The organism is Mesorhizobium sp. M0029, assembly GCF_040323735.1.
Taxonomy (GTDB): Bacteria; Pseudomonadota; Alphaproteobacteria; order Rhizobiales; family Rhizobiaceae; genus Mesorhizobium.
Window position 1 is genome coordinate 13,981 of sequence record NZ_JAMYVF010000019.1, and the last position, 12,278, is coordinate 26,258.

Annotated in this window: 12 protein-coding genes; 9 read left to right on the forward strand and 3 right to left on the reverse strand. The window is 64.4% G+C overall.

Annotated elements, in window-relative coordinates:
- Positions 1 to 45 precede the first annotated feature (45 nt).
- The 8 genes from NKJ76_RS25620 (at position 46) to NKJ76_RS25655 (ending at position 10,318) form a co-directional block, all read left to right on the forward strand.
- Positions 46 to 1,572, forward strand: a complete 1,527-nt coding sequence (locus NKJ76_RS25620) for a sugar ABC transporter ATP-binding protein (RefSeq protein WP_352538659.1) — start codon at positions 46 to 48, stop codon at positions 1,570 to 1,572.
- Between the two features lie 17 nt (positions 1,573 to 1,589).
- Positions 1,590 to 2,576, forward strand: a complete 987-nt coding sequence (locus NKJ76_RS25625; protein ID WP_031249380.1) for an ABC transporter permease — start codon at positions 1,590 to 1,592, stop codon at positions 2,574 to 2,576.
- A 1-nt stretch (position 2,577) separates the two neighbouring features.
- Positions 2,578 to 3,558 (forward strand): sugar-binding transcriptional regulator, encoded by a 981-nt coding sequence (locus NKJ76_RS25630; RefSeq protein WP_023742132.1) that lies wholly within the window; start codon positions 2,578 to 2,580, stop codon positions 3,556 to 3,558.
- Positions 3,548 to 4,543, forward strand: coding sequence for an aldo/keto reductase (locus NKJ76_RS25635; protein ID WP_352538660.1), 996 nt, complete (start codon positions 3,548 to 3,550; stop codon positions 4,541 to 4,543). The genes NKJ76_RS25630 and NKJ76_RS25635 overlap by 11 nt, the downstream gene beginning before the upstream one ends.
- Before the next feature lie 77 nt (positions 4,544 to 4,620).
- On the forward strand, positions 4,621 to 6,429 hold the full coding sequence (locus NKJ76_RS25640) for a glycerol-3-phosphate dehydrogenase/oxidase (RefSeq protein WP_352538661.1): 1,809 nt from the start codon (positions 4,621 to 4,623) through the stop codon (positions 6,427 to 6,429).
- Complete coding sequence (locus NKJ76_RS25645) at positions 6,341 to 7,183, forward strand: class I fructose-bisphosphate aldolase (protein ID WP_352515135.1); 843 nt, start codon at positions 6,341 to 6,343, stop codon at positions 7,181 to 7,183. Before NKJ76_RS25640 ends, NKJ76_RS25645 begins: the two co-directional genes overlap by 89 nt.
- Complete coding sequence (locus tag NKJ76_RS25650) at positions 7,176 to 8,714, forward strand: FGGY-family carbohydrate kinase (RefSeq protein WP_352538662.1); 1,539 nt, start codon at positions 7,176 to 7,178, stop codon at positions 8,712 to 8,714. The genes NKJ76_RS25645 and NKJ76_RS25650 overlap by 8 nt, the downstream gene beginning before the upstream one ends.
- Positions 8,711 to 10,318, forward strand: coding sequence for a GMC family oxidoreductase (locus tag NKJ76_RS25655; protein WP_352538663.1), 1,608 nt, complete (start codon positions 8,711 to 8,713; stop codon positions 10,316 to 10,318). The genes NKJ76_RS25650 and NKJ76_RS25655 overlap by 4 nt, the downstream gene beginning before the upstream one ends.
- Before the next feature lie 12 nt (positions 10,319 to 10,330).
- Here NKJ76_RS25655 and NKJ76_RS25660 read toward each other — a convergent pair whose 3' ends face one another.
- Positions 10,331 to 10,687 (reverse strand): YciI family protein, encoded by a 357-nt coding sequence (locus NKJ76_RS25660; protein ID WP_023698373.1) that lies wholly within the window; start codon positions 10,685 to 10,687, stop codon positions 10,331 to 10,333.
- Positions 10,684 to 10,899, reverse strand: coding sequence for a hypothetical protein (locus NKJ76_RS25665; protein WP_023698372.1), 216 nt, complete (start codon positions 10,897 to 10,899; stop codon positions 10,684 to 10,686). Before NKJ76_RS25665 ends, NKJ76_RS25660 begins: the two co-directional genes overlap by 4 nt.
- Before the next feature lie 219 nt (positions 10,900 to 11,118).
- On the opposite strand from NKJ76_RS25665, the gene NKJ76_RS25670 reads away from it, so the two are divergent.
- Positions 11,119 to 11,544, forward strand: coding sequence for an OsmC family protein (locus tag NKJ76_RS25670; protein ID WP_023670508.1), 426 nt, complete (start codon positions 11,119 to 11,121; stop codon positions 11,542 to 11,544).
- A gap of 93 nt (positions 11,545 to 11,637) precedes the next feature.
- Here the strand turns inward: NKJ76_RS25670 and NKJ76_RS25675 are convergent, their stop codons facing one another.
- Positions 11,638 to 12,267, reverse strand: coding sequence for a YceH family protein (locus NKJ76_RS25675; RefSeq protein ID WP_352538664.1), 630 nt, complete (start codon positions 12,265 to 12,267; stop codon positions 11,638 to 11,640).
- Between the last annotated feature and the right edge of the window lie 11 nt (positions 12,268 to 12,278).

Consider the following 12,278-nt stretch of genomic DNA (forward strand, 5'->3'; position numbering starts at 1 on the left):
GCTTGGCGCGGTTGCCTCCATCTTCCTGAGCAGTCGAGAACCTCCGTGGAAAAACCGGCCCTCCTCAAAATATCCGGCCTCAGCAAATCGTTCGGCCCTGTCCGTGCGTTGCGCGATGTCGGGTTCGAGCTGCGCGCCGGCGAAATCCACGCCATTGCCGGCGAGAACGGCGCCGGCAAGTCGACGTTGATGAAGGTGATCGACGGCATACTGCCGCCCGACAGCGGCGACATCCAGATCGACGGCCGCTCCGTTTCGATCCCCTCGCCGCTGGCGGCGCAAAAGCTCGGCATCGGCTTCGTTCATCAGGAGATCGCGCTCTGCCCCGATGTCTCGGTGGCCGAAAACATCTTCATGTCGATCACCAACGCCAGCAAGGCGCTGCTGATGAATTACCGCGACCTCGAGAAACGTGCGACAGCCATCCTGGCGCGACTTGGCAACATCGATCCAACCGCAATGGTGCGGAGCCTGTCGATCTCCCAGCAGCAGCTGGTCGAGATTGCCAAGGCGCTGACGCTCGATTGCCGCGTCCTCATCTTCGACGAGCCGACGGCAGCGCTGACCGAGCGCGAGGCCAAGAAACTGTTCGAGATCATCCACCAGCTTGCCGGCGTAGGCATCGGCATCATCTACATCTCGCACCGCATGGCCGAAATCTTCGAAAACTGCGACCGCGTCACGGTGCTGCGCGACGGCCGGTACATCACCACGCTCGACATATCGGCGACGACGCCCGAACAGGTGGTGGCGTCCATGGTCGGCCGCGTCATCGACAGCCTCTATCCCGAGAAGCTGCGTGACGACGAGCGGGCTGAGGAAATCCTGCTCGAGGTTAACAAGCTCTCGGAAGCAACCACCTTCCGCGACATCAGCTTCCAGTTGCGCAAGGGCGAAATCCTCGGCATTGGCGGCCTGATCGGCGCCGGTCGCAGCGAGATCGTTCGGGGTGTCTGCCGGCTGGAGGGTCAGGTGACCGGCAATGTCAGCCTGCATGGCAAGCCGCTGTCGCTGACCCATTATGGCGACAGCATCGCCGCCGGCATCGTCTACCTCTCCGAGGACCGCAAGGGTGACGGGCTGTTCCTCGATATGTCGATCGCCGCCAACATTTCGGCGCTGGCGGTGGATCGGATCTCGAGCCGCTTCGGCCTCATCAACGATCGCCGCGAGAAGCAGCGGGCGGAGACGATCGGCAGGCAGCTGTCCTTGAAGTGCGGCCATGTCGGCCAGCCGGTTTCGACGCTGTCGGGTGGCAACCAACAGAAGGTGGCGATCGCCAAGATGCTGTCGATAGACCCGAAAGTGATCTTCCTCGACGAGCCGACGCGCGGCGTCGATGTCGGCGCCAAGGCCGAAATCCACCGGATCCTGCGCAAGCTGGCGCGCGACGGCGTCGGCATCGTGGTCATCTCGTCGGAACTGCCGGAACTGATCGGCGTCTGCGACCGGGTGCTGATCGTGCGCGAAGGGCGCATCACCGGCGAGGTCACCGGCGCGGAAATGACCGAAGAAAACATCATGGTCCTGGCATCGCTTGCCGATGACGGCCGGCAACGGAGCGCCGCATGAGCATCGTGGGGGAAAGCATGGACAGCGTGACGCCGCCGGCCCGCATCGGGTTCAGTGAAAGGCTTGGCGGCCTGATCAGGATGCGCGAGACCGGCCTGATCCTCATCATCGCCGTGCTCTTTGCGGTCATGTCGCTCGCATCGCCGTACTTCCTGACCTGGGACAACATGCGGGCGATGGCGATGGCCTTCGCGGTCGAAGGCATCGTCGTCGTCGGCATGACGATCCTTCTGATCTCAGGCGGCATCGACCTTTCGGTCGGTTCGGTCACCGCACTCGCCATGGTGATCGCCGGCCTGCTGTTCCTCGGCGGTGTCGACCCTTGGCTGGCATCGCTGGTTGCCATCGCTGCATGCGCCGGCATCGGCGGATTCATGGGCTTCTTCGTCACCCGAGTGGGACTGCACCACTTCATCGTCTCGCTGGCGGTAATGGTGATCGCGCGCGGGCTCTGCTTGCTTGGCACCGGCGGCCGGCCGCTCGGGCTCTACACACTGCCGCCCGAGTTCAAATTCATCGGCCAGGGCGCCATTGGCGGCATTCCGGTCGTCATCATCATCTTCATCGTCTTCGTCATCCTGTCCGACTTCATGCTGCGCCGCACGACGATTTTCCGCAAAGTCTTCTACACCGGCAGCAATGAGAAGGCGGCCGCCTATTCCGGCATCCGCACCAAGAAGGTCGTGTTCCTGACGACGACGCTCTGCTCGACACTGTGCGGCTTTGCCGGCGTCATCTACATGGCCCGCTTCGGCTCGGCCCAGCCGACTTTCGGCGCCGGCATGGAGCTGAACGTCATCGCCGCCGCGGTGATCGGCGGCGCCAGCCTGACCGGCGGCTCCGGCACCATTCTCGGCGCCATCCTCGGCACCATCCTGCTCTCCGTCGTTTCAAGCTCGCTCGCTCTGCTCGACGTGTCCGTCTATTGGCAGGACATCATCCGCGGGTCCATTCTGCTGACGGCGGTCACCGCCGACTACTACTTCAACAAGCGGCGGGGCTGAGATGGCGGACGGCAGGGAAGATTTCGAGGCGATCCGGCAGATCCACACCGTTCTGGTGCTGCACTTCGTCGACGGCATGAAGCAGAACGACATTGCGGCAGCGCTCAACCTCTCGGCGTCGAAGGTCAATCGGCTTATCGCGCAAGGGCGCAAGCTCGGCATGCTGCGGATCGCGGTCGAGAGCCCGTTCCAGCGCCTCGTCGACATCGAAAAGCAGCTGATCGAGGTCGCGCAACTGGCGGCCGCGATCGTGACGCCGACCGTGGCCGGCAGTCCCGACAGCACCCTGCAGCAAGTGGGACGTGCGGCGGCCAACCAGTTGCTCGAGACCTTGCGCGACGGCGACGTCATTGCCATCACCGGCGGCAAGGCGATCAGCGCGCTGGTCGAAAACCTGCAGCCCGAGCGCGCCTTCGACGTCACCGTCGTGCCGCTGACCGGCGGCGTCCAGGGCAAGCACTATACCGACGTCAACCATCTGGCGACGCGGCTGGCCGAACGCCTCGGCGGTACCAGCATGCTCTTGCACGCGCCGCTCTTTGCCGAAAGCCGCGAGCAGCGCGATCTCCTGCTGGACATGGCCTCGGTGCGCGAAATCTTCGACCTGGCCCGCAAAGCCGCGATCGCGCTGGTCGGCGTCGGGTCGATTCAGACGCCGGGGTCGAGCTACTACGACCTCCACCCCGGCCTCGATCCCGACCGCGAAAAACTCGCCGCCAGCGGCGCGGTCGGCGAGTTCCTTGCGCATCTGATCCGCGACGACGGCACGCTGGCCGACTATCCGCCCAACGACCGCCTGGTGGCGCTGGCGCCTTCGGAACTTGGCCGCTGCCGGTCGGTGATGGGGGTGGCCAGCGGCGCCGAAAAGATCTGGCCGATCCGTGCCGCGCTTCGCGGCAACTATCTCAAATCACTGGTCGTCGACGAAGAGACGGCCAATGCAGTCCTGAGCAATGCGGGGAGCATACGCAATGTCGCCTGAAATGTTGACGCGCACCATTGGCGCGTCGGGAATATCCGCCTCCGCAATCGGCCTTGGCACCTGGGCCATTGGCGGCTGGATGTGGGGCGGCACCGACGAGGCGCAATCCATCGACACCATCCGCGCCTCGATCGATGAAGGCGTTTCGCTGATCGACACCGCGCCGGCGTACGGCAAGGGGCTGTCCGAGGAAATCGTCGGCAAGGCGATCAAGGGCCGCCGCGACAAGGTCGTGCTCGCCACCAAGCTTGGGCTGATCTGGCACGCGAAAAAGGGCAACCACTTCTTCGACTATGACGGCGCGCCCGTGCATCGCTATCTCGGTGCCGACTCTGTCGTCTACGAAGTCGAGCAGAGCCTGCGCCGTCTCGGCACCGACCACATCGACCACTACATCACCCACTGGCAGGATCCGACGACGCTGGTCGCTGAAACGATGGAAGCGCTCGACCGGCTGAAAACCCAGGGCAAGATCCGCTCCATCGGCGCCAGCAATGTCAGCGTCGCCGATGTGAAGGCCTATCTCGCGGCCGGCCAGCTCGATGCGGTCCAGCAGGAATACAGCATGGTTGCGCGCGACATAGAACAAGACCTGTTGCCCTTCTGCGCCGGGAACAACGTGTCGGTGCTCAGCTATTCCTCCCTGGCGCTCGGTCTGCTCTCGGGCAAGATCGGTCCCGACCGCGTCTTTACCGGCGACGACCAGCGCAAGGACAATCCGCGCTTCTCGCTCGCCAACCGCCGCAAGGTGGCAGCGCTGATGGAAGCGATCAGGCCGAGTGCCGAGGCGCACGGCGCCAGCGAGGCGCAGGTGGTCATCGCCTGGACGCTGCAGCAGCCCGGCATCACCTTCTCACTCTGCGGCGCGCGCAGCCCGCAGCAAGCCAGGGAAAACGCGCAGGCCGGCCGCATCAAATTGTCGGGACAGGAGATCAACCAGATCAGTGAGGCCGCCAGCCGCCATCTGACCAATCTCGACGCCTGACCGCCACCAGTAACCCGAACCAAGTTGAGCTGCCGTCCACCGGACGGCAGAACGGCCCAACCTTGCCCGGCAAAGCCATGCTTGATCAGAGAACCGTCATCCTCGACACGATCCGCCGCAACGGCGCGTTCGATGTCGTCGTCATGGGCGGCGGCATAAACGGCATCGGCGTTTTCCGCGAACTGGCGCTGCAGGGTCTCCGAGTTCTGCTGGTCGAACGCAACGATTTCTGTTCGGGCTGCAGTGCGGCACCCTCGCGCATGATCCATGGCGGCCTGCGCTATCTCGAGAATGGCGAGTTCGGCCTGGTGCAGGAATCGTTGCGCGAACGCGACGCGCTGCTGGCCAATGCGCCGCATATGGTGCGGCCGCTGCCGACGACAATTCCGATCCGCTCCGTCTTCTCCGGGCTGATGAACGGCGCGGCAGGCTTTCTCGGCTTTTCGGAAACGCCTTCCAGCCGTGGCGCGCTGGCGATCAAGGCAGGCCTCGCGCTCTACGACTGGACGACGCGCAAGCGCCGGGTGCTGCCGCGCCACAGTTTCCGTGGCGCCAGGGCGACCTTCGCGCAATGGCCGGCGCTCGATCCCAACCTTCGTTTTTCCGCGACCTACTACGACGCATGGATAAGCTATCCCGAACGGCTCGGCATCGAATTGCTGCTCGATACCGCACGCCTGGCGCCCGACAGCCTCGCGCTGAACCGCGCTGAGATTGCGCGGGTAGGGTCGGCCTTCGAACTCACCGACACGGCTGGCGGAGAACGTTTCGCCGTGACCGTCAAGGCGATCGTCAATGCGACAGGCGCCTGGCTCGATTCGGCGATCGCCCGGCTCGACGCCTCCGAAAAGCCCGCGTCGCCCCTGGTCGAGGGCACCAAGGGCTCGCACCTCATCCTCGACAACGAGCCGCTCTACCGTGCGCTCGGCGGTCACATGATTTTCTTCGAGAATGCCGACGGTCGCGTCTGCATCATGTTTCCCTATCTCGGCAAGGTGCTGGTCGGCTCGACGGATATCCGCGTCAGCGAAGCCGGGCGCGTGCGCTGCGAACCGGCCGAGACCGACTACATATTGGCGGCGGCGCGGTTGGTATTCCCGTCCATTCCGGTCCGTGCCGCCGACGTCGTCTTCACCTATAGCGGCATCCGGCCGCTGCCGAAGAGCGACCATGCCTTCACCGGCAGGATATCGCGCGGCCATTCCGTGCATCGCATAGCCGGCGGCATCCCACAGTTCTGCATGATCGGCGGCAAGTGGACGACCTTCCGCGCCTTCGCCGAACAGGCGGCCGACGAAGTGCTGGCCGAGCTTGGCCGCGAGCGCATTCGCGGCACGCTGGCGCTGCCGATCGGCGGCGGCCTCGGTTTCCCCGCAGATCTGGAATCGATGGCAGCCGATCTCGCCGGTGAGTTCGCGATCGGTACCGACCGCGCCGCGTATCTCGTCGATCGCTACGGCAGCGGCGCGCGCGACATCATCCTGTTCTGCCTCGGACGTCCCGACGATATCAGGCTCGACGACAGGACCGAAACCACGACGGCCGAGATCGTCTATCTCGCCCGGCATGAGTTCGTGACCTGCCTCTCGGATGTTGTCTTGCGCCGCACGTCGCTTGCCATTGCCGGCGACATCTCGACGGTATCAATCGAGCGCATCGCCGATGTACTGGCCGCCGAACGCGGCTGGAGCGATCCGTACCGCGACGAGGAGATAAAAAGTCTCATCGCCGAACTCGACACCTATCACGGCGTCTCGCAAGAGATGCTCGACCAACGCACGATCCCAGGAGCAGAACATGAAAGTCAGCACCAAGGCCCGGATGAACCGGATGTTCACCAACGGCAATTGCCTCGACGTGGCGCTCGATCACGGCGTCTGCAATGAGCCGGGGTTTCTCGTTGGCCTGGAGGACATGCCACGTGTCATCGACACGCTGATCGCGGCAGGGCCCGACGCGTTGCAGCTGACCTATGGCCAGGCCGACCTCTTGCAGTCGCGGCAAGACAAGGACAAGCCGGCGCTGGTCATGCGCATCGACATGGGCAACCCCTACAATGCCCAGCGCCACCGCGTGATGTGGTCGATGCTGCAGAATTATGACGAGCCGATCATCGGCGCGCTGGAGATGGATGCGGCCTGCGTCGTCGTCAATTTGTTCATGCTGCCCGACGAGCCGGAGCTGTTTCGCCAATGCGTCGAAAACATCGCCAAGGTCCGCGCCGCCTGCCAGCGATACGGCATGCCGTTGATGATCGAGCCGCTGGTCATGCTGCCCAACGATATCAGGGGCGGCTACCAGGTCGACGGCGATGCGGAAAAGATCGTAACGCTGGTGCGGCTCGCCGCCGAAATGGGCGCCGACATCATCAAGGCAGACCCGACCGAGCACGCGGAAGATTTCCACCGCGTCGTCGAGGCGGCACGCGTGCCGGTGCTGGTGCGTGGCGGCGGCAAGGACGATCTCAAGACGGTGCTGGCAAAATCGTCAGCCCTGCTCAGACAAGGCGCCAAGGGGCTGGTCTATGGCCGCAACATCTATCAGCATGCCAATCCGAAGGCGGTAGTGAGTGCGTTGATGGCGATGATCCACAACGACGCCGGCGGCGAAGAGGCTTGGGACATCTACAACAATGGCTGATCAAGCCGCCTATCTGCTCGGCCTCGACGCCGGCAACACCATCATCAAGGCGGTGCTGTTCGATTATGCCGGGCGGCAGCTCGCCATGCATGCGGTCGCCGGCCGTTCGCAGACGCCGCAACCCGGCTATGTCGAGCGCGACCTCGGCGGCATGTGGGCCGATGCGCGCGACGCTATCCGCGCCTGCATCGCGCAGGCCGGCATCGATGCCCGCGGAATCGCCGCCATCGGTTGCGCCGGCCATGGCAACGGCCTTTATCTGGTCGACCGTGCCGGCGAACCGCTGATCGGCATCCAGTCGCTCGACACCCGCGCCGCCGGCATGGCGGCGGCCTTGGCGGCGCGAAATGCCGAAGCGCTGCACGCCATCTGCTTGCAAAAGCCATGGCCGGCGCAGACGCCGACCTTGCTGGCCTGGGTCAAGCAGCATGCGCCCGACCTTTATGCCGCGGCCGGCACAGCGATGCTGTGCAAGGATTTCATCACCTACCGCCTGACAGGGGAGCGGGGGAGCGACGTCTCCGACATGTCCGGTTGCGGCCTCGTCCGCATGCCCGAAGGCGTCTATGATTCCGAGCTTCTCGCGCTCTACGGCATCGAGGACGCGCAGGCCAAACTGCCTCGATTGCGCGACAGCGCCGACATCGCCGGCGCGGTCACCGCACAAGCGGCTGAAGAGACCGGACTGGCGGAAGGCACGCCGGTCATCGCCGGCTATTTCGACGTCGTCGCCAGCGCCATGGGAGCCGGCGTCGTGCGTCCCGGCGAAGCCTCTGTTATCGCCGGCACCTGGTCGGTCAATCAGGTCTTCTCCACCGCGCCGGTCGTCGACCCAGATGTTTTCATGGTGGCGCGCTTCGGTCCCGGCCGTTTCGTCAACATCGAATCCAGCGCTACATCGGCCGCCAATCTCGAATGGTATGTACGCGAACTCGTCGAGCGCGGTGCCCATTATGACGATCCGTTCGGCCACTGCAACGCGGCTGTCGGCGCGGTGACGCCAACCTGGGACGATCCGATGTTCCACCCGTTTCTCTACGGGTCGGGACAAGGGGCGGAGTTCCGCGCCGGCTTCTACGGCCTCGCCGGCTGGCATAGGGAAGGCCATATGCTGCGCGCGCTGTTCGAGGGCGTGATGTTCGAGCACCGGCGCCACATCAATGTTCTGAAGGACGCCGGTGTCAGCTTCGACAAAGCGGTCCTGTCCGGCGGCGGTTCGCGCAGCGAGCACTGGCCGCAGATCTTCGCCGACGGGCTTGGCGTGCCGATCACCGTCCCTGAAGCACGCGAGACCGGCGCACTTGGTGCGGCGATCGGCGCCGGGGTCGCGGCCGGCCTGTTCGCCGACTATGAGGCCGGCGTCGACGCCATGACCCGGTCAAGCGCCGCCTACCGTCCGAACCCGGCCATGCAGGACCATTACAACAGGCGTTATCGCGCCTATTGCGGCCTTGCCGATACGCTGCGATCGTTCTGGGCCGAACACGCCGCAGAACCGAGTAGAACACCGCCGAGTAAACCACCGCAATGACCCAACGGCTCGATGGCGACTACGACTACATCATTGTCGGCGCAGGCACAGCCGGCTGCGTGCTGGCCAATCGCCTGAGCGAAAACCCGGCGACGCGCGTGCTGCTGCTCGAGGCCGGCGGCAGCGACAATTATTACTGGGTGCATATCCCGGTCGGCTATCTCTATTGCATCGGCAATCCGCGCACCGACTGGATGATGAAGACTGCCCCCGAAGCCGGCCTGAACGGCCGCTCGCTGGTCTATCCCCGCGGCAAGGTGCTGGGCGGCTGCACCTCGGTCAACGGCATGATCTACATGCGCGGCCAGGCGGCGGACTACGATGGCTGGCGGCAGATGGGCAATGTCGGCTGGGGCTGGGACGATGTGCTGCCCTACTTCCTCAAATCCGAGGACCATCATGGCGGCAAGACCGAGCTGCATGGCTCCCGCGGCGAATGGAAAGTGGCGCGGCAACGCCTGTCGTGGCCGATCCTGAACACCGTGCAGGAGGCGGCCAAGGAATTCGGCATCATGCCGCGCGAGGATTTTAACGACGGCGACAATGAGGGGTCCGGCTTCTTCGAAGTCAACCAGAGCAAGGGCGTGCGCTGGAACACAGCCAAGGCATTCTTGCGCCCGGCGCTGCGACGGCCGAACCTCAGGCTGGTCGTCAACGCGCATGTCGAGACGGTGTTGTTCGAGGGCAAGCGTGCTATCGGCGTTTGTTATCGCGTCGGCGGCCAAACCATCGAGGCAAAGGCCAGGAGCGAGGTGCTGCTGACCGCCGGCTCGATCAACACGCCGAAACTGCTGGAGCTTTCCGGGGTCGGCGAGCCGGATCGCCTCGCCGCGCTCGGCATCGATGTGGTTCACGCCAGCCCCGATGTCGGCGAGAACCTTCAGGACCATCTGCAGATCCGCACTGTCTACAAAGTGTCGTCGGCGCTGACGCTCAACACGATAGCCAACAGCCTGAGCGGCAAGGCGAAGATCGCGCTGCAATATGCCTTTGGCCGCTCGGGACCGATGTCGATGGCGCCGAGCCAGTTCGGCATGTTCTCGAAATCCGATCCGTCGATGGCGACGCCGGACCTGGAGTACCACGTCCAGCCCTTGTCTACCGACCGGCTGGGCGACCCGCTGCACCCGTTCCCGGCAATCACCATGTCGGTCTGCAATCTGCGGCCCGAGAGCGTCGGCTCGGTGCACGCTACGACGCGCGAGCTGGCCGTGCAGCCGGAGATCCGGCTGAACTACCTCTCTACGGCGCGCGACCGCGAGATCGCGCTGCGTTCGGTGCGCCAGGCGCGCAGCATCATGACCGCCAAGGCTCTTGCCGGCTTCCATCCGGAAGAAATCCTGCCTGGTCTCGCCCACCAGTCGGACGAGGACCTGCTGCACCAGATCGGCTCGATCGCCACGACCATCTTCCACCCGGTCGGCACCTGCCGGATGGGCATCGATGACCGCGCCGTCGTCAGCCCGGACCTGCGCGTGACCGGTATCGAGGGGCTGCGGATCATCGACGCGTCGATCATGCCGCGCATCGTCTCCGGCAACACCGCCTCGCCAGTGGTGATGATCGCCGAGAAGGCGGCGGATATGATCCGCCGGCCTGCATGATGTCGCCGCCGCCTATGACCCCGGCACGTCGTAGATCGCCCTGACTTCGACGGTGCCGATTTCAGCCAGCGGAATTTTGCCGGCGATCTCCAGCGCCTTGTCGAGAGTGTCGGCTTCGATCATGACGAAACCAAGCAACTGCTCCTTGGTTTCGGCAAACGGACCGTCAGTGATCAGCCGCTTGCCTTGGCGCCGCCGCACCGTCTTCGACGTCTTCACCGATTGCAGCGCCTGCGCGATGATCAGCTTGCCTTGCTGGTCCAATGACCGGTCATAGGCCATCGAATCGGCGTCGAGCTTGGCCAGACGCTCAGGCGTCATGGCATGGAGGTCCTTTTCCTCGCCGTAGACCAGACAGACATATTTCATTTCCAGCTCCCTTGCTGTGACGAACCATAGGTGATCACGGCGCCGGCGGCATCCTTGCCGGCAGCAGCGTGGTCGAGCACGCAGACCGCAATGCCGATCACGGCGACCGCAGCAAGCAGCCGGCCGAAGCCGGAAGGTCGCGAGCACTCGATCTCGTGTAGACGCGCGCTTTTGTCGGCGTCGTTCCAATGGGCAGAAAACAGATTGTTCATCTTGGATCTCCATCCGCCACGAGAATCCGTGGACGCTCGCAGGACGGCCGGCGCCGATGCAAGCCGACATTTTTGCACGCACATTTTTTCAGAAAAATTTGCAGGGCACGCCGGCGTCGCATCCGGCCGAAACAGCGCGGTGGTCTTCCCCTGCCGCCGCGCTATAGTTGGAGGGAACGCCGCGTGGCCGGCGCTGTCGCTGTAATCAAGGAGAATTCTATGGACCGTACCGCAAACGCCGTCTGGAAAGGCAATCTGAAGGAGGGCACGGGCACGCTCGACAGCCAGAGCGGCACCTTGAAGGGCACGCCCTATTCGTTCAAGGCTCGCTTCGAGGACGAGAGCGGCAAATCCGGCACCAATCCCGAAGAGTTAATCGCGGCGGCACACGCCGGATGCTACGCCATGCAGCTGTCGCATTTCCTGGCCGAGAACGGCACGCCCGCCACCGAGCTCGACGCCAAGGCGGTGGTGACGCTGGTGCCCGGCACCGGCATCACCGGCAGCGCCATCACCCTGATCGGCAAGGTGCCGGGCATTGATGCGGCGAAGTTCAAGGAACTGGCCGAGAAGGCCAAGGCGGAGTGCCCGGTTTCGAAGGCACTCGGCGCCATCAAAGTATCGCTCGACGCGAAACTGGGGTGAAACGAAGGGATTCGAAGTGAGAAACGCCGGCTTAACGCCGGCGTTTGCATTTTCAGAGGCCAGCGATCCGTCGCGCCAACGCTCCGGTGATAGTTAAGCCCCCAGCGCATCAAGCCGGGCGCGAAGCGCTGCGACTTCCTGCTCCAGCGATTCAATCCTTGCTTCCAGGTCAGAGGCCGGCAGGACCGGCGAACTCCGTTGTGCAGAGAGGGCAGCAACGTCCACGGGGCCGGCGAGCAGATGCACAAAACGGTCCTCGCGCTGCCCCGGCCCGCGCGGTATTTCCTGGACGAGCGGCGGTCGGCGGCCGATCAGCATGTCGAGTTCAGCGCGCAGGTCTTCGATCGACGAGAACCGCGCCATGCGCTCAGCTCGCGCCAGCAACTCATGCGCCGTCTGCGGCCCGCGCAGCAAAAGCAGGCCGATCACCGCAGTCTGCGGCGTCGTCAGCGAGAAGCGCTGCGCCATCTGATGCCCATAGCGCTCGACGCGCGAGCCGAACATCTGACGCACCAGCCCCTTCTGCTCGAGCAGCTTCAGCGTCCGATGCACCTCTGTCGGCTCGAGCGCCATCACAGGCTCGCGCGCCGTCTTCTGGTTGGCGGCTGCAAGTGCTGCATTCAGCGTCAGCGGATAGACATCCGGCGTCAGCTCCTTCTTCTCGATCAGGCAGCCGAGCACGCGGGCTTCGACCGAAGTGAGAATGGGAAGCTCGTCGCTCATTGGGTTGGCTA

Bases quoted from the DNA above. Each gene is read 5' to 3' on its own strand.
- NKJ76_RS25640 (WP_352538661.1), top strand. From the start codon at position 4,621: ATGCTTGATCAGAGAACCGTCATCCTCGACACGATCCGCCGCAACGGC.
- NKJ76_RS25655 (WP_352538663.1), top strand. From the start codon at position 8,711: ATGACCCAACGGCTCGATGGCGACTACGACTACATCATTGTCGGCGCA.
- NKJ76_RS25635 (WP_352538660.1), top strand. From the start codon at position 3,548: ATGTCGCCTGAAATGTTGACGCGCACCATTGGCGCGTCGGGAATATCC.
- NKJ76_RS25645 (WP_352515135.1), top strand. From the start codon at position 6,341: ATGAAAGTCAGCACCAAGGCCCGGATGAACCGGATGTTCACCAACGGC.
- NKJ76_RS25675 (WP_352538664.1), bottom strand. From the start codon at position 12,267: ATGAGCGACGAGCTTCCCATTCTCACTTCGGTCGAAGCCCGCGTGCTC.
- NKJ76_RS25650 (WP_352538662.1), top strand. From the start codon at position 7,176: ATGGCTGATCAAGCCGCCTATCTGCTCGGCCTCGACGCCGGCAACACC.
- NKJ76_RS25630 (WP_023742132.1), top strand. From the start codon at position 2,578: ATGGCGGACGGCAGGGAAGATTTCGAGGCGATCCGGCAGATCCACACC.
- NKJ76_RS25670 (WP_023670508.1), top strand. From the start codon at position 11,119: ATGGACCGTACCGCAAACGCCGTCTGGAAAGGCAATCTGAAGGAGGGC.
- NKJ76_RS25665 (WP_023698372.1), bottom strand. From the start codon at position 10,899: ATGAACAATCTGTTTTCTGCCCATTGGAACGACGCCGACAAAAGCGCG.
- NKJ76_RS25625 (WP_031249380.1), top strand. From the start codon at position 1,590: ATGGACAGCGTGACGCCGCCGGCCCGCATCGGGTTCAGTGAAAGGCTT.
- NKJ76_RS25660 (WP_023698373.1), bottom strand. From the start codon at position 10,687: ATGAAATATGTCTGTCTGGTCTACGGCGAGGAAAAGGACCTCCATGCC.